15 protein-coding genes are annotated in these 14,855 nt (G+C 68.6%); 8 read left to right on the forward strand and 7 right to left on the reverse strand.

Going from position 1 to position 14,855, the window contains the following annotated elements:
• Positions 1-142: 142 nt before the first annotated feature.
• From recN to GGQ61_RS00480, 3 genes are all read left to right on the forward strand, one after another.
• The gene (recN, locus tag GGQ61_RS00470) at positions 143-1,840 is read left to right on the forward strand and encodes a DNA repair protein RecN (protein ID WP_183769412.1); all 1,698 of its coding nucleotides are present in this window, start codon (positions 143-145) and stop codon (positions 1,838-1,840) included.
• Positions 1,833-4,184 (forward strand): NAD-dependent DNA ligase LigA, encoded by a 2,352-nt coding sequence (gene ligA, locus GGQ61_RS00475; protein WP_183769413.1) that lies wholly within the window; start codon positions 1,833-1,835, stop codon positions 4,182-4,184. The genes recN and ligA overlap by 8 nt, the downstream gene beginning before the upstream one ends.
• A 67-nt stretch (positions 4,185-4,251) precedes the next feature.
• Positions 4,252-4,662 (forward strand): EVE domain-containing protein, encoded by a 411-nt coding sequence (locus GGQ61_RS00480; protein WP_343055963.1) that lies wholly within the window; start codon positions 4,252-4,254, stop codon positions 4,660-4,662.
• A 16-nt stretch (positions 4,663-4,678) separates the two neighbouring features.
• Here GGQ61_RS00480 and GGQ61_RS00485 read toward each other — a convergent pair whose 3' ends face one another.
• Together GGQ61_RS00485 and GGQ61_RS00490 are read right to left on the reverse strand one after the other, a co-directional pair.
• The gene (locus GGQ61_RS00485; protein WP_183769414.1) at positions 4,679-6,496 is read right to left on the reverse strand and encodes an aminopeptidase P family protein; all 1,818 of its coding nucleotides are present in this window, start codon (positions 6,494-6,496) and stop codon (positions 4,679-4,681) included.
• 37 nt (positions 6,497-6,533) lie between these two features.
• The gene (locus tag GGQ61_RS00490; protein ID WP_183769415.1) at positions 6,534-7,706 is read right to left on the reverse strand and encodes an MFS transporter; all 1,173 of its coding nucleotides are present in this window, start codon (positions 7,704-7,706) and stop codon (positions 6,534-6,536) included.
• Between the two features lie 110 nt (positions 7,707-7,816).
• Between GGQ61_RS00490 and GGQ61_RS00495 the strand changes: the two genes are divergently transcribed.
• Both GGQ61_RS00495 and GGQ61_RS00500 read left to right on the forward strand, forming a co-directional pair.
• Entirely contained in the window at positions 7,817-8,161 is a 345-nt protein-coding gene (locus GGQ61_RS00495) for a GIY-YIG nuclease family protein (RefSeq protein ID WP_183769416.1), read from the forward strand.
• 203 nt (positions 8,162-8,364) lie between these two features.
• Positions 8,365-8,928 carry a GNAT family N-acetyltransferase gene (locus GGQ61_RS00500; protein ID WP_183769417.1) on the forward strand — a complete coding sequence of 188 codons (564 nt, stop codon included), beginning with the start codon at positions 8,365-8,367 and terminating at the stop codon, positions 8,926-8,928.
• Here the strand turns inward: GGQ61_RS00500 and GGQ61_RS00505 are convergent.
• Positions 8,925-9,332: a hypothetical protein gene (locus GGQ61_RS00505; RefSeq protein WP_183769418.1), complete on the reverse strand. Its 408-nt coding sequence runs from the start codon at positions 9,330-9,332 to the stop codon at positions 8,925-8,927. The two genes, GGQ61_RS00500 and GGQ61_RS00505, sit on opposite strands and share 4 nt — an antisense overlap.
• Positions 9,333-9,411: 79 nt before the next feature.
• Positions 9,412-10,278 (reverse strand): 50S ribosomal protein L11 methyltransferase, encoded by an 867-nt coding sequence (locus tag GGQ61_RS00510; protein ID WP_183769419.1) that lies wholly within the window; start codon positions 10,276-10,278, stop codon positions 9,412-9,414.
• A 107-nt stretch (positions 10,279-10,385) separates the two neighbouring features.
• Between GGQ61_RS00510 and GGQ61_RS00515 the strand changes: the two genes are divergently transcribed.
• On the forward strand, positions 10,386-10,784 hold the full coding sequence (locus GGQ61_RS00515) for a DUF7662 domain-containing protein (protein ID WP_183769420.1): 399 nt from the start codon (positions 10,386-10,388) through the stop codon (positions 10,782-10,784).
• Here GGQ61_RS00515 and GGQ61_RS00520 read toward each other — a convergent pair.
• The gene (locus GGQ61_RS00520; RefSeq protein WP_183769421.1) at positions 10,781-11,683 is read right to left on the reverse strand and encodes an alpha/beta fold hydrolase; all 903 of its coding nucleotides are present in this window, start codon (positions 11,681-11,683) and stop codon (positions 10,781-10,783) included. The two genes, GGQ61_RS00515 and GGQ61_RS00520, sit on opposite strands and share 4 nt — an antisense overlap.
• A gap of 72 nt (positions 11,684-11,755) precedes the next feature.
• Complete coding sequence (locus GGQ61_RS00525) at positions 11,756-14,107, reverse strand: DUF3553 domain-containing protein (RefSeq protein WP_183769422.1); 2,352 nt, start codon at positions 14,105-14,107, stop codon at positions 11,756-11,758.
• Between the two features lie 98 nt (positions 14,108-14,205).
• Between GGQ61_RS00525 and GGQ61_RS00530 the strand changes: the two genes are divergently transcribed.
• Together GGQ61_RS00530 and GGQ61_RS00535 are read left to right on the forward strand one after the other, a co-directional pair.
• Positions 14,206-14,415 (forward strand): hypothetical protein, encoded by a 210-nt coding sequence (locus tag GGQ61_RS00530; RefSeq protein WP_183769423.1) that lies wholly within the window; start codon positions 14,206-14,208, stop codon positions 14,413-14,415.
• A gap of 3 nt (positions 14,416-14,418) precedes the next feature.
• Entirely contained in the window at positions 14,419-14,628 is a 210-nt protein-coding gene (locus GGQ61_RS00535) for a hypothetical protein (RefSeq protein ID WP_183769424.1), read from the forward strand.
• Here the strand turns inward: GGQ61_RS00535 and GGQ61_RS00540 are convergent.
• Entirely contained in the window at positions 14,621-14,833 is a 213-nt protein-coding gene (locus tag GGQ61_RS00540) for a ribbon-helix-helix domain-containing protein (protein WP_183769425.1), read from the reverse strand. The two genes, GGQ61_RS00535 and GGQ61_RS00540, sit on opposite strands and share 8 nt — an antisense overlap.
• Between the last annotated feature and the right edge of the window lie 22 nt (positions 14,834-14,855).

Below are 14,855 nucleotides of genomic sequence, written 5' to 3' on the forward strand. Positions count from 1 at the left end.
TCAAACGAAACGCCTGCGCCGGCCGAGCCAGCTAGGCGCCGTGGCCTACTCTCGCGCATCCCCGGCCTCGGCGGCGATAATTAGAACCTAAAGCGAACTTAAGCGTCTTCCGAACCGGCTGATTCCGGGCGATCTTGCGGCCATGCTGATCGGACTTTGGATCCGCGACGTCGTGCTCATCGAGGCCTTGGACCTGTCCATTGGCCCGGGGCTGACGGCGCTGACTGGTGAAACAGGGGCGGGCAAGTCGATCATTCTCGACAGCCTGGGCCTCGCCGTAGGCGCGCGCGCAGACGCCGGGCTCGTGCGCCAGGGCGCGGCCCAGGCGGCGGTGTCGGCGGTGTTCGCACCGGCGCCCGATCATCCGGTTTGGGACCTGCTGGAAGACAAAGGCATCTCCTACGACCGCAGCGAAGACTTGGTGCTGCGTCGAACGCTCAGCGCCGACGGCCGCAGCCGGGCCTTCGTCAACGACCAGGCGACCAGCGCCACGGTGCTGCGCGAACTGGGAGAGATTCTGCTGGAGGTGCACGGCCAGCACGAAACCGTCGGCCTGCTCGACGCACGCAAGCATCGCTCGCTGCTGGACGCCTACGGCTCTCTGGGGCCGCTGGCGACCGCAGTGAACCGGACCTGGTCGGACTGGCGCGGCGCGCGCAACCGGGCGGAGGAGCTGCGCGATATCGTCGCGCGGTCGGCCGAGGAGTCCGAGGAATTGACCGTCCGTCTGGCCGAGCTGGACCGGCTCGACCCGCGCGAGGGCGAGGAGCCGGCCCTGGCTGAAGAGCGGGCGATCTTGGGGGCGTCGGAGAAGGCCCTCAGCGACATCACCGAGGCGCGCGCCGCCTTCGAAGGCCTCGGCCCGCGCCTGGCCCAGGCCGTCCGTGCGGTCGAGCACGCCCGCGCCCGCGCGATCGCCGCAGGCGCGGCCGAGGATTCGGCCGCCGTGGAGCGCCTGACCGCCGCAAGTGCGGCCATCGACCGCGTTTTCAGCGAGGCGCAGGAAGCCGAGGCGGCCGTCGACGCGGCGGCCGACGCGTTCGACTTCCGCCCCGATCAGCTGGAAAAGACTGAGGAGCGGCTGTTCGAGCTGCGCGGCATGGCCCGCAAGCTGCAGGTCAGCGTCGAGGAGCTGCCGCTGCTGCGCGTGCGCTTTGCTGAACGGCTGCAGGCCATGGAGTCGTCGGAAGACGACCTGAAGGCCGCCGAGGCCGCGGTGGCGGCGGCCCGCGCGACCTATCTGGCTGCGGCGGGCAAGCTCACCGCGGCCCGTCGCGCGGCGGGCGAACGGCTGGCGGCGGCGGTGATGGGCGAACTCGGCCCGTTGAAACTGGACAAGGCCCGCTTCCGGGTCGCCGTCGAACCGCTGGGCGAGGATCGCGCCGGTCCGAACGGACTGGATCGCGTCGCCTTCGAAGTCGCGACCAATCCGGGCGCGCCGTTCGGCGACCTGGGGGCCATCGCCTCCGGCGGCGAGCTGGCGCGCTTTGCTCTGGCCCTGAAAGCTTCGCTGGCTGGCCGCGCCGAGGGGCCGCAGCCGTTGATGATCTTTGACGAAGTCGATCAGGGCGTGGGCGGTGCGGTCGCCGACGCCGTCGGCCTGCGGCTCAAGAGGCTGGCCGGCGACGCCCAGGTGCTGGTGGTCACCCACAGCCCGCAGGTGGCCGCACGCGGCGACGCTCATTGGCGGATATCCAAGAGCGGCGACGCCGAGCGGATCCGCACCGCCGTCGAGACCCTGTCGCTCGCCGACCGCGAGGAGGAGATCGCCCGCATGCTGGCCGGGGCACAGATCACCGACGCCGCCCGCGCCGCGGCCAGGGCGCTGATGGATGCCTGACGCCCCCAAACTCCCCGCCGACCTCACCGAGGCCGAAGCCGTCGAGGAACTGACCGCGCTCGCCGATGAGATCGCGCGCCACGACATCGCCTATCACCAGCAGGACGCGCCGACGATCTCGGACGCGGAGTATGACGAGCTCAAGCGCCGTAACACCGCGCTGGAGGCGGCGTTCCCGCATCTGATCCGCGAGAACTCGCCTTCGACTCGAATCGGGGCCGCGCGAGCCGAGCAGTTCTCGCCCGTCGAGCACGGCGTGCCCATGCTCAGCCTCGACAACGCGTTCTCCAATGAGGACGCGCTGGAGTTCGACGCGCGCATCCGCCGGTTCCTGCGGCTCTCGGGTTCGGAAGAGGTCGGCTACACGGCCGAGCCCAAGATCGACGGCCTGTCGGCTTCGCTGCGCTACGAGAAGGGCGTCTTCGTCCAGGGCGCGACGCGCGGCGACGGGCGGGTCGGCGAGGACGTCACCGAGAACCTGCGCACCATCGCCGACATTCCCAAGCGGCTGGCCGGCGAGGGCTGGCCCGACGTCATCGAGATCCGGGGCGAGGTCTATCTCGGCCACGAGGAATTCGCTGCGCTCAACGCCGCCAACGAGGCGGCGGGCCTGAAGACCTACGCCAACCCGCGCAACTCGGCGGCCGGATCGCTACGCCAGATCGATCCAAAGATCACAGCCACCCGGCCGCTAAAGTTCTTCGCCTATGCCTGGGGGCTGCTAAGCGAGTCGTTCGCCCAGACCCAGTGGGAAGCGCTGGCCAAGCTCAAGGCCTGGGGCTTCCAGACGACGCCGCAGAGCCAGCGCGTGATCAGCGGGCAGGGGCTGCTGGACGCCTATGCCGACATGGAGGCCGTGCGGCCCAAGCTCGGCTACGACATCGACGGCGTCGTCTACAAGGTCGATCGCCTGGACTGGCAGCAACGCCTAGGCTTCATCACCCGCACGCCGCGCTGGGCGATCGCCCGCAAGTTTCCCGCCCAGCAGGCGCGCACGATCCTGGAAGCCATCGACATACAGGTCGGCCGCACTGGCGCCATCACGCCGGTGGCGCGGCTGCATCCGGTGACGGTCGGCGGCGTCGTCGTCGTCAACGCCACTCTTCACAACGCCGACGAGATCGCGCGCAAGGATGTACGTATCGGCGATACGGTGATCCTGCAGCGCGCCGGCGACGTGATCCCGCAGATACTCGGCTACGTGCCTGAGGAGCGACCTGCCGACGCGGTTCCCTACGAGTTTCCGACCGTGTGCCCGTGCGACCTGCGGACGCCGATCGTCAAGGAGACGACGGCGGCCGGCGCCGAGACCGTCGTGCGCCGATGCTCGGGCGAGTTCGCCTGTCCGTTCCAGCGGATTGAGCACCTGCGCCACTTCGTATCGCGCCGAGCCTACGACATCGAAGGCCTGGGCGAGAAGCAGCTGACGGCTTTCTTCGAGCGCGGCTGGGTCAAGGAGCCCGCCGACATCTATCGCCTGGCCCGCGACGAGGAGAAGCTCGCCGAGCTGCGGACGACCGAGGGCTACGGGGAGACCTCGATCAGCAATCTGGTCGCGGCGATCAACGCCAAGCGACGGATACCGCTGGACCGCTTCATATTCGGGCTCGGCATCCGCCATGTCGGCGAGACGACGTCGCTGGCCCTGGCGCGCCACTTCGAGACCTACGAGCACTTCGTCCAAATCGCCCAGGCGGCGGCTGGGCAGGTCGGCGGCGAGAATTACGCCGCGCTTTTGGAGCTCGACGGCCTGGGGCCGACGGCCGTGCGCGCGCTGCTGGACTTCGGCGGCCAACAATTGGCGCTGCTGGTGCCGGAGGACGCCTCCCTCGACAAGCGCCTGCAACTGGCCGTGCCGAAGCTCAACGCGCGCGCCCGCTCTGCCCTGATAGAGCGGTTCGGCGACTGGGACACGATCGTTCGTGTGGCTCGTCAAGCCGCCGACGAGGAACCGGGTGAAGAGTTCCGCGAGCTGTCCGGCGTCGACGCCGTCGGCCCCGTCGCCGCGCGGATGATCGCTCAGTTCTTCGCCGAGCCGCACAACCGCGCCAAGGTCGAGGCTCTGCGCGGCCAGCTCGACGAGGTGATCGCGGCCGAGCGTCCGAAGACCGACACCGCCGTCGCCGGCAAGACCATCGTCTTCACGGGCAGCCTGGAGAAGATGACCCGCGACGAGGCCAAGGCGCAGGCCGAGGGCCTCGGCGCCAAGGTCTCCGGATCGGTGTCGAAGAAGACCGACCTGGTGGTGGCCGGACCGGGCGCGGGCTCGAAGCTGAAGACGGCCACCGACCTCGGCATCCAGGTGATGACCGAGGACGAGTGGCTGGCTCTGGTCGGCGGCTAGGCGCCGGCCGGACTTGCCGCGGGGGCCTTCAGTCCCCAACCTTGGACCAGACACAAGGAGGATCGTCGTGGCGTCGCACTGGCTCGTGAAGTCCGAACCGGACACCTATTCCTACGCCGATCTCGAGCGGGACGGGTGCACCATCTGGGACGGGGTGCGCAATTTCGCGGCCGCTTCGCACCTCAAGTCGATGAAAGTCGGCGACCAGGTGTTCTTCTACCACTCCCAGGAGGGCAAGGAGGTGGTGGCGATCGCCCAGGTCGCCAAGGAAGCCTTCCCCGACGCCAGCGACCCGACCGGCAAGTTCGTCGCGGTCGAGCTGACGCCCGTGCGAAAGCTGAAAACGTCCGTCACCCTGGCGGAGATGAAGGCCAATCCCGCGCTGTCGGACATGCCGATGCTGCGCCAGGGCCGGCTGTCTGTTTCGCCGGTCAGCGACGCGGAATGGGAGACGATCCTGAAGATGGCGGGGGAGTAGCCCCCGCCCTAGACCCTCAGAGCGGCGCGCAGACGGCTTCCAGCCAGGCGCGGACGTCCGGCTGCTCGATCCGCGGACCGACCACCTTCAGCACGCGCGCGTGATAGGCGTCCATCTGGGCGCGCTCGCTCGCCGACAGCATTTCGACGACGATCAGGCGACGGTCCATGGGAGCCAGGGTCAGGGTCTCGAAGCCCAGCATCTCGCGCTCGCCGCCCGGGATCGGGGCCGGCTCGGTCACGAACTGAAGGTTCTCGATCCGGATGCCGTAGGCGCCTTCCTTGTAGTAGCCCGGCTCGTTGGAGACGATCATCCCCGGCCGCAAGGCGACGAAGTTCGGTAGCTTGGAAATCCTCTGCGGGCCTTCGTGCACGCCGAGGTACGATCCAACGCCGTGGCCGGTGCCGTGGTCGTAGTCGAGGCCGACGTTCCACAGCGGCGCGCGCGCCAAGGCGTCCAGCGCCGAGCCGGTGGTGCCGGCGGGGAAGCGGATCGCCGCGAGGGCCAGATGGCCCTTCAGCACCAGGGTGAAGCGCTCGCACATCTCCTGGCTCGGCTCGCCGATGGCCACCGTGCGGGTGATATCGGTGGTGCCGTCGAGATACTGCGCGCCCGAGTCGACCAGCAGCAGTGAACCCTGTTGCGTTTGCTTGTTGAGCCGCGTGGTCGGCCGATAGTGGACGATGGCGCCGTTCGACGCCGCGCCGGCGATGGTGTCGAAGGACAGGTCCTTCAGCGCCCCGGTGTCCTGGCGGAAGCCCTCCAGGCGGGTGACCACCTCGACCTCATCGATCGTGCGGCTTTGGCCTTCGGTGGCGACCCAGTGCAGGAAACGGGTCACGGCGACGCCGTCGCGGGCATGGGCCTCGCGCGTCCCGGCGATCTCGACCGGGTTCTTGCAGGCGCGGGGCAGGGCGCACGGGTCTTCGCCGCGCACGACCTCGGCGCCGGCGTTGGCCAGGGTGTCGAAATACCAGGCCGACGATTGGCCCGGATCGACCAGCACCCGCTTGCCCTTGAGCTCGGCCAGGGCGGTCGGTAGATCGTCGGGCGTCTCGAGGCGCACTTCGTTGCCGAGCCAAGCGCGCAGCTCGGGCGACACCTTCACGGGATCGAGGAACAGTCGCGCCGTGCCGTCTTGGTTCAGGATCGCCTGGCCGAGCGGCAGAGGCGAGCGGATGACGTCGCCGCCGCGGACATTGAACAGCCAGGCGATGGACGACGGGGCGGTCAGCACCGTGGCCTCGGCGTTCTTGCCGGCCAGGGCCTGGCCGATACGCGCCCGCTTGGCGGCCGACTCCTCGCCGGCGTACTCCAGCGGATGCGGCGTCACCGGGGCGGTGGGTTGCGCCGGGCGCGCTGCACCCCAGGCCTCGTCCAGCGGATTGGCCTCGACCGGCTTCAGGGCGGCTCCGGCCTTGGCGGCGGCCACCTTCAGGCGCTCCAGTGCGTCCGGCGAGTGCAGGCGCGGGTCGTAGCCGATCAGTTGGCCTTTGGCGGTGGCGGTCTCCAGATAGGCCGGCACGCCGCCATCGACGAGATCGCGGATCTCGAAGACCCCAGCGTCGACCTGATCGCGGACCTGCAAGGTGTAGCGACCATCGACAAAAATCGCTGCCTTGTCGGCCAGTATCACCGCGGCTCCGGCCGAGCCGGTGAAGCCGGTCGCCCAGCCGAGGCGATCGTTGGCTTCGGGCAGGTATTCATTCTGGTGTTCGTCCTCGTGGGGCACCAGGAAGCCGTCCAACCCTTGCGCCTTCATGGCGGCGCGGATCAGCGGAACGTGCTTCGGGCCGAAGGACGGATCGGTGGTTTCATCAAAGGTCTGACGCATGAGGCGAACTTAGTCTTCGCGCGGAGTGCGCGCCACCCTAGGCGGCGGGTTTGCGCAGGGCGAAGAGACAGCCGAGCGCGCCCACACAGGCCAGAATCAGCACCCACAGCGACATCTGCGCCGAGCGCTCCATGCCCAGGGCGAAGATCAGCGGCGCGGCGGCGCCGATCAGCCGCGAGGGCACGCTGAGCGTTCCCAGGCGGCGACCATAGTTGCGGCTGCCGAACAGCACCAGCGGCAGGGTGCCGCGCACGATTGTGAACAGGCCGTTGCCCGCGCCGTAGAGCGCGGCGAAGGGCGCTGCAGCCAGCGGCCCGAGTGCAAGTAGGAGCCCTGCGCCGGCGGGGAACATCGCCACCGCGACCCGGGCCGAGACCAACGGGTGGATGCGTCGGACCAGGAAGAACTCGCCAAGCCTGGCGACGACCTGGGCCGGTCCGACCAGCATGCCGGCGGCGATGGCCGCCGTCGTGCTGGCTCCCAGCCCGATCAGCAACAGCGGCAAATGCGCGGCCATCACCGAGCCGACCCCGGCCATCACCGCCAGCGCCGTGGCCAGCAGCGCCATCTTCAGAGCCGCGCCGGGCTCGGGCGGCGCGTCCCCGCCTTCCTGAGCGGCCTGGGGGGTGTTGGCCGGCTGTGTGGCGCGCGGCAAGGTCCAGTGCAGGGGCAGGGCGATCAGCAGATTGGCCGCCGCCCAGAAAAGCGCCGTGGCTCGCCACCCATAGGAGCCCTCCATCCAGGCCGACAGCGGCCAGGCGATAGTGCTGGCGAAACCGGCGATCAGCGTCACGCCCGTGATCGAGCGCCGTGCGTCCTGACCGAACCAGCCGACCAGTCCGGCGAACGCGATGTCGTAGAGCGCCAGCGCCATGCCGGCGCCGAGCACCAGCCAGGCCAGCGCCAGCTGCACGCCGTCCTGCGCCAGCGCCATGCCTATCAGCGCGAGAGTCAGCACCACGCTGCCGAGGGCCAGCGGGCGGCGTGCGCCGTGCCGGTCGACCGCCCGTCCGGCCGACGGGCCGAGCAGGGCCGAGATCAGCAGCCCGCCGGAATAGGCCCCGAACACGACCGACGTGGAGACGCCGAGCGAGCCCGCCTGAGCCTTGGCGAGTGTGGCGGGCAGGTAGCTGGTGCAGCCGTAGCCGATCAACTGCGTCACGCCCAAGGTCCAGACCGCGCGGCGGGGAGTGATGGCTGGCGCCTGCATGTCCGGCCTCCTTTTCCCGAGGCCTAAGGGGAGTCGGCCGTGCGACGTCGGATCAAATAATTTACCCGGGTATAATTGACTCGGGGTCCCGATCGGGCCATTTGGTGTGCATGGACAAGACCAGCCGCCGCGACGCCGTACGCCAATATAAGGAACGCAAGGTCCCGATGGGGATTTTCGCGCTGCGCAGCGTGTCGACCGGCGAGACCTTCGTCGGCGCCTCGCGCAATCTCGACGGCCAGCGCAACTCCTCGCTGTTCTCGCTGCGCCTGGGCAGCCATCGTAACAAGGCGATGCAGGCGGCCTACACCGCCGCGGGCGGCGAGGCCGGGTTCGAGTTCGTCGTCCTGGAGCAACTGGAGGACGAAGACCTGGGCCCTATCGGGCGCGACACCTGGCTGAAGGAGCGCGAGCGCCACTGGCGCGGGGAGCTCTCGGCGCAGTCTGCGATCTAGACGCCGGCGGCGACATCACGCATAACGCCGCTATGCATCGCGCCTGCGCCCTCTCGAATTCGAACGGTTCCTTTGGGGCCGTGCGTCTTCGCGTGGGTTAGATCATCCAGCGAACGAACGCCGACCCCGCCGCAGACGGCCGGGGTCGATGGCGATGCAAGCGATCTCCTGCCGAGCGGCTCAAGCCCTCGAAGGAATGCAAAATGGACCCGACCCCGCCCTACGCCATCCGCACCGCGCGACTGCTGTTGCGCGAGTTTACGCCTGACGACCTCGACGACGTCCACGCCTACGCCTGCGACGAGGCGACCATCCGCTACATGGATTGGGGGCCGAACACGCTCGCGCAGACTAAGGTGTTTCTGGGCGAGGAGATCGCACGCGCGCAGGCCGCGCCGCGCGAGCATATCGGTCTGGCCGTCCAGCACCTGCAAACTGGGATTGTCATCGGCTCGATCCGGTTGGGCCTGCAGGCGCATCGCAACGCCGACATCGGCTACAGCTACGGCAGCGCCTGGTGGCGACGCGGTTACGGCTATGAAGCGGCCCACGCGCTGGCGGCGCACGCGTTCGAGGCGCTGGATGTCCACCGGCTCTGGGCGACGTGCGACGTGCGCAACGCCGGCTCCTACGCGCTCATGGAAAAGCTGGGCATGCGCCGGGAAGGTACGCTGCGCCAGAACCAGCCCGCCCGCGACGGCGGCTGGCGCGACACCCACGTCTACGGGCTTTTGGCCTCGGAATGGGCGTCGCGCCGTCCGGCCTAGTTGACCGGCTCGTTGGAGGCGGCGTCGGCGGCGGCGCTGTCGACGCTGGCGGCCACCGACTGGGCGGCCTGGGCCGTATTTTCGGCGGATTGCGCGGCGCGTTCGGCCGCCGCGTTACCGGCCGCGGCCACGCTGGCGGTCGCGTCGGCGGTGGCCCTCCGGGCGTCGGCCGTCGCGCTCTGCGCCTGCGTCAGGGCGTTTTCGACCATAGCTTCGGCTCGTCCCGTGTCACGGGCCGCCTGAAGGTTCGATTGGTTGGTCTGGGTGAACAAGAAGAAGCCGCCCGCTACCAAGGCGACCGCCAGAATGGCGGCGACCCACCAACCCCCGCCCGAACTACGCGGCTGCTGAATGTGGACCTCTTCGTGCCGGATCGTCGTCCGGGGTTCGTTCTCGTCGGTCATTCCGTCGTTCCTCCTAGGACAGAACCCTTAGGGGCTCCCCCTCGATGGTCCGGGAACGTCAGGCGCCGGCGTGGGTTCCTCAGGCCCGCCGCAGGACCAGGGTGGCCCACGCGTCGCGATGAATGCGGCGATGCAGGCGGAACCCCTTCGACAAATAGGCCGCAAGCACGCGCCGCTCTTGGGTGCGCAGCAGGCCCGAGAGGATCGCAAAGCCGCCGGGCTTCAGCGCGGTCTTGATGTCCTGCGACAGCGCCACCAGCGGCGGGGCGAGGATGTTGGCGAACACCAGATCGTAAGGCGCGGCCTTGGCCACCAGCTGATGGCCGAGCCCCGAGGCGTGCACGAAGCGGGCGGTCGACTTGTTGAGCTTGGCGTTCTCGTTGGAGATGCGCACGGACGGCCCGTCGATGTCGGTGCCGACCGCCAGCTTGCTGCCGGTCAGCGCTGCAGCGATAGCGAGCACGCCGGTCCCGGCCCCGACGTCCAGCACCTTGTCGAAACGACGCGACTTGATCAGGTCGTTGTAGGCGATCAGGCAGCCGACGGTGGTGCCGTGGTGGCCGGTGCCGAACGCCGCGCCGGCCTCGATGCGCAGGTTGACCGCGTTGGTCGGGGCTCGGCCCTTGTCGTGGGCTCCGAACACGAAGAACCGGCCGGCGCGCACGGGCGGCAGACCCGACAGCGCCACGGCCAGCCAGTCGGCGTCGGCGAGCTTTTCGACGACCGTCTTCATTTCCGGATAGGCGGCCAACGCCTCGACCAGACCGTCGGCCTCTTCGGTCGTGGTCGGGAAGGCGTCGATACGCCAGACATTGTGGTCCTCGTCCTCCTCAAGGATCGAGTAGGTGGCGCCTTCCAGCAGCGGATTGGCGTCGATCGCTTCGGCGGCGGCTTCGGCCACCGCGCGGGGCCCGCGGGAGATGATCTGAACGGCGTCTTGGCTCATGCGCGCCGTTTAGAGGCTAGGCGCGCGAAAGGCGAGGGGGCATGGGCGGGTTTCAGTTCAGCGCCTGACCGTGCCATCATATCGTATCCAGTGACGAGGTTTCGCCCATGAGCAAGTACAGCCCCCTCTCGGACTTTCTCGCCCAGCGCGCCGAGGACGACTGGCGCGCAAGCTTCGCGGAGGTCGAGATGGTGCTGGGCGCATCCCTGCCGAAGGCGGCGAAGCAACCGGCCTGGTGGATCGGTAGCGACAAGCCGCATCAGAAGGCGTGGCTCGACCATGGCTGGCGGGTGTCGGCGGTCGGCGAGGGCATGGTCTCGCTCAAGCGCACGGTCGCCCACGAGGTGCAGCCGCCGGCGCTGAAGGCCGCGGCCGAGAACGCCTCGACCCAGGCCCACGTGCGCCAGACGGCCGGCATCGCCGCGATCGTCGGCGGAGCGATCGCGGTCGTGGCCGGCCTGGGCGTGCTGTCGGCGAAGCTTTGGAAGGCCCGCGCGCGTACCTAGGCGGCGACGCGCGCCTTTTGCGTCGCCTGCTCGATCAACTCGGCGATCGGCTTCCACAGCGCCTTGGGTAGGTTGTGGCCCATGCCCGGAATGACGTGCAGCTCGGCGCCCGGGATGGTCGCGGCGGTGTCTTCGCCCCCCTGAACCGGGACGAGCGGATCGTCGGCCCCATGGATCACCACCGTGGGGGCGGCGATGCCGGCCAACGCCTTGCGGCGGTCGCCGCTGGCGACGATGGCGGCCATCTGGCGCGAGGTGCCGACCGGATAGAAGGCGCGCTGGTAGTCGGCAAGCAACTGGGCGCGCTGCTCGGCGTCGTCGACCGGGTAGCCGGGGCTGCCGATCACCTTGGCGCTGGCCATGCCGTAGTCCAGGAAAGCCTCGATGTCGGCCTTAGGGTCGGGGGCGACCCCGGTCAGGCGCTTGGACGCCTCGGCGGTGGCGGGCGGCACCGCCGGATTGCCGGTGGTCGACATGATCGAGGTCAGGGTCAGCACCCTCTCCGGATGCTCGGCGGCGACCATCTGGGCGATCATCCCGCCCATGGAAGCGCCCACGACGTGCGCCTTCTTGATCCCCAGCGCGTTAAGCAGGCCGACGGCGTCATTGGCCATGTCCGAGACCAGATAGGGCGCGTTCGGCTTTTCACCCTTCATCAGCGAGGCGTAGAGCGCCGGCATGTCAGCCGGGCCCAGTTCGTCGAACTTGTGCGACAGGCCGCAGTCGCGGTTGTCGTAGGCGACGACGCGGTGGCCGTTCGCGGTCAGGAGGTCGATGAAACCGAGCGGCCAGCGGGTCATCTGTGCGCCCAAGCCCATGATCAGCAGGATGACGTCGCCGTCGGCCGGGCCATGGTCTTCGTAATAGAGCGGAATCCCGTTGGCTGTGATCGTCGGCATCTTCGTCGCTCCCTGGCGTTGTTGGGAGCAACCTGAAGCAGAGCAGCGGCGGCGGCAAGGCCGCCCGCGGCCTCAGGCCTTCTCGACGAAGCTGTCGATGACCTTCTTGTCGCCTGCCTTGTCGAAGGCGACCGTCAGTTTGTTGCCGTCCACCGATTTTACCTGCCCATAGCCGAACTTCTGATGGAACACCCGCTGGCCGCGCTTGAAGTCGCTGGCGGCGGAGGATTCGGAGACCACTAGCCGGCCTTCGCCCTCGATTACTGCGCCACGACCCGGATGACTGCCGTGGAAGTTCCGCTCCTGGGCGCGCTTCCAGCCGGGGCTGGAATAGCCCGCGCCGAAGGACGGGCTCGCATCCCAGCGGCTGCCATGCTGCTGCATGCCGGGCCCACCGCCGTAGTAGCCGGTCTCGGAGCTGGCCTCGACGTTCTCAAGCGGCAGTTCGTCGACGAAACGGCTGGGCAACTGGCTGGTCCAGCGGCCATAGACTTGGCGGTTGGCGGCGAATGAGATCCGCGCCTCCTCGCGTGCGCGGGTGATGCCCACATAGGCCAGGCGCCGCTCCTCCTCGAGGCCCTTCTCGCCTTTTTCGTCCATGCTGCGCTGGGAAGGGAACACGCCTTCCTCCCAGCCAGGCAGGAAGACCAGTGGGAACTCCAACCCCTTGGCCGAGTGCAGCGTCATGATCTGCACCGCGTCGGCCTGCGGCCCACGGTCCATGTCCATGACCAGCGACACGTGCTCCAGGTAGCTTTCGAGGGTGTCGAACGCCCCCATCGACTGGACCAGTTCCTTGAGGTTCTCGAGCCGCGTCTGCGCGGTCGGCGTCTTGTCCAGGCGCAGGGCGTCCGTGTAGCCGCTCTCCTCAAGGATCTGCTCGGTCAGGCGGCCGTGGTGGAAGGCCTGGGCCTGACCGCGCCAGCGGTCGAGGTCGCGCAGGAAGTTCGACAGCGCCGTTCGCGTGCGCGCGGCCAATTCGTCGGTTTGCACCGCCTCGCGAGCGGCCTGCATCACCGGCACGCCGTTCACGCGGGCGATCTGCAGCAGCTTCTGGACAGTGGTGTCGCCGATACCGCGCTTGGGCACATTGACTATGCGCTCGAAAGCCAGGTCGTCGTCCGGCGACTGAACCAGCCGCAGATAGGCGTGGGCGTCACGGATCTCCGCCCGTTCGAAGAACCGCGGGCCGCCGACCACCGTGTAAGGGATCTGCAGCATCACGAAGCGCTCTTCGAAGGCGCGCATCTGGAAGGAGGCGCGCACCAGGATGGCGATGTCGCGGTACTTGCGCGGGTCCTTCTCGGTCCCGCCCTTGCGCGCCCGCTCGATCTCCTCGGCGATCAGCCGGCTCTCGGCCTCGCCGTCCCAGACGCCGCGCACGACGACCTTCTCGCCGCCGTTCTGATCGGTCCAGAGCGTCTTGCCGAGGCGACCTTTGTTCGCGGTGATGAGACCGGACGCCGCGGCCAGAATATGGCTGGTCGATCGGTAGTTCCGCTCCAGCCGGATCACCGTCGCGCCCGGGAAGTCGCGTTCGAAGCGCAGGATGTTGTCCACCTCGGCCCCGCGCCAGCCATAGATCGACTGGTCGTCGTCGCCGACGCAGCAGACGTTCTGGCGCTTCTGAGCCAGCAGCCGCAGCCACAGGTATTGAGCGACGTTGGTGTCCTGATATTCGTCGACCAGCACGTACTTGAATCGCTCGTGGAAGTCGGCGAGCACGTCCGGATTGGCCATGAAGATGGTCAAGTTGTGCAGCAGCAGGTCGCCGAAGTCGCAGGCGTTCAGCACCCGCATCCGCTCCTGGTAGAGCCGGTACAGCGCCGGCCCCTTGCCGTTCGCGAACTCGCGCCCCTCGTTGGGCGGCAGGCGATCGGGCGTCCAGCCGCGATTTTTCCAGTGGTCGATCATCCCCGCCAGCGCCTTGGGCGTCCAGCGCTTGGCGTCGACGTTCTCGGCCTCCAGCACCTGCTTGATCAGCCGCTCCTGGTCGTCGGTGTCCAGGATGGTGAAGTTCGACTTCAGGCCGACCAACTCGGCGTGGCGGCGCAGGATTTGCGCGGCGACCGAGTGGAAGGTCCCCAGCCATCGCAGGCCTTCGGCCGACGGGCCGATGATATGGGTGATGCGTTCGCGCATCTCCTTGGCGGCCTTGTTGGTGAAGGTGACGACCAGCAGTTCCCAGGGCTTGGCGCGTCCCGTCGCCAGGATGTGCGCCAGCCGCGTGGTCAGCACGCGCGTCTTGCCGGTGCCGGCGCCGGCCAGGACCAGCACCGGGCCTTCGGTCGCTTCGACGGCGGCGCGCTGCTCGGGATTAAGGCCGGTCAGGTAGTCGGGGCCCTTCACGCGCGCGAGGTCGCTGACCCGTTGCATGGGCAGGGCGTCGTCGAACGGGTTGTCGAATGATTCAGGGGAGGACATCGGAACATATGTAGCACACGGTGCGCGCGGCTTAAGCCCGGAACCGCCGCAGCCGGCGTTCGTTCTCCACCTTGAGCATGACCGCCAGGGAGGTGTTCATGGCCGATCGTACGGGTTCGAGCACCTTGATCTGGCTGGCGATCCTGATCGGGGCGCTGGTCCTGGGCATAGGCGCCATCGGCTACGCGGTGATGAGCCGACAGGCTGAGTCGCCGAGTTCGATCGATGTGGACATTAACGTCCCGCGGCCTCCATCCTTGCCCGACGCGCCGAAGCTTCCGGACGCGCCGCTGCCAACCCCGAAGTAGACCTTGAGCGACGACGACCCGCCTCCGCCCCGCCGCAAACCGATTCCGCTGTTCCTCTGGGCCGTGATCGGCTTCCTGTTGGTTCTGGGGTTCATGTTCGCCATGCGTGCGCTCAATCCGACATCCTTAGGGACCCGTGTCCCTGCGCCGGATATCGCACTGCCGGCGGCGGCCAAGCCGGCGCCGCTGCCGGACGCGCGACCGATCAGCTAGCCCGCGCGTAGGCGAGGGCGGCGACCCGGCACGCCGAAGCGAGCGGCCGATCGCCGCGACCTTCGTCGATCTTGGCGATGAGCACCGCCAGCGTGACGCCTCCGTTCGCCGCCATCTCGTCCATCACCGCCCAGAACTCTGGCTCCAGCGCCATCGAGGTGGCGTGTCCGGAGAGCAGGATCGAACGTTTCTTCAAGGAAGCCATGGGCAGAGTTGTGGCCCAGGCG

The organism is Phenylobacterium haematophilum, from assembly GCF_014196295.1.
Lineage (GTDB): Bacteria > Pseudomonadota > Alphaproteobacteria > Caulobacterales > Caulobacteraceae > Phenylobacterium > Phenylobacterium haematophilum.

Excerpts from the sequence above, each read along its gene's own strand:
- recN (WP_183769412.1), top strand. The coding sequence starts at position 143 with ATGCTGATCGGACTTTGGATCCGCGACGTCGTGCTCATCGAGGCCTTG.
- GGQ61_RS00510 (WP_183769419.1), bottom strand. The coding sequence starts at position 10,278 with ATGAGCCAAGACGCCGTTCAGATCATCTCCCGCGGGCCCCGCGCGGTG.
- GGQ61_RS00515 (WP_183769420.1), top strand. The coding sequence starts at position 10,386 with ATGAGCAAGTACAGCCCCCTCTCGGACTTTCTCGCCCAGCGCGCCGAG.
- GGQ61_RS00495 (WP_183769416.1), top strand. The coding sequence starts at position 7,817 with ATGGACAAGACCAGCCGCCGCGACGCCGTACGCCAATATAAGGAACGC.
- GGQ61_RS00520 (WP_183769421.1), bottom strand. The coding sequence starts at position 11,683 with ATGCCGACGATCACAGCCAACGGGATTCCGCTCTATTACGAAGACCAT.
- GGQ61_RS00500 (WP_183769417.1), top strand. The coding sequence starts at position 8,365 with ATGGACCCGACCCCGCCCTACGCCATCCGCACCGCGCGACTGCTGTTG.
- ligA (WP_183769413.1), top strand. The coding sequence starts at position 1,833 with ATGCCTGACGCCCCCAAACTCCCCGCCGACCTCACCGAGGCCGAAGCC.
- GGQ61_RS00505 (WP_183769418.1), bottom strand. The coding sequence starts at position 9,332 with ATGACCGACGAGAACGAACCCCGGACGACGATCCGGCACGAAGAGGTC.
- GGQ61_RS00530 (WP_183769423.1), top strand. The coding sequence starts at position 14,206 with ATGGCCGATCGTACGGGTTCGAGCACCTTGATCTGGCTGGCGATCCTG.
- GGQ61_RS00540 (WP_183769425.1), bottom strand. The coding sequence starts at position 14,833 with ATGGCTTCCTTGAAGAAACGTTCGATCCTGCTCTCCGGACACGCCACC.
- GGQ61_RS00490 (WP_183769415.1), bottom strand. The coding sequence starts at position 7,706 with ATGCAGGCGCCAGCCATCACTCCCCGCCGCGCGGTCTGGACCTTGGGC.
- GGQ61_RS00525 (WP_183769422.1), bottom strand. The coding sequence starts at position 14,107 with ATGTCCTCCCCTGAATCATTCGACAACCCGTTCGACGACGCCCTGCCC.
- GGQ61_RS00485 (WP_183769414.1), bottom strand. The coding sequence starts at position 6,496 with ATGCGTCAGACCTTTGATGAAACCACCGATCCGTCCTTCGGCCCGAAG.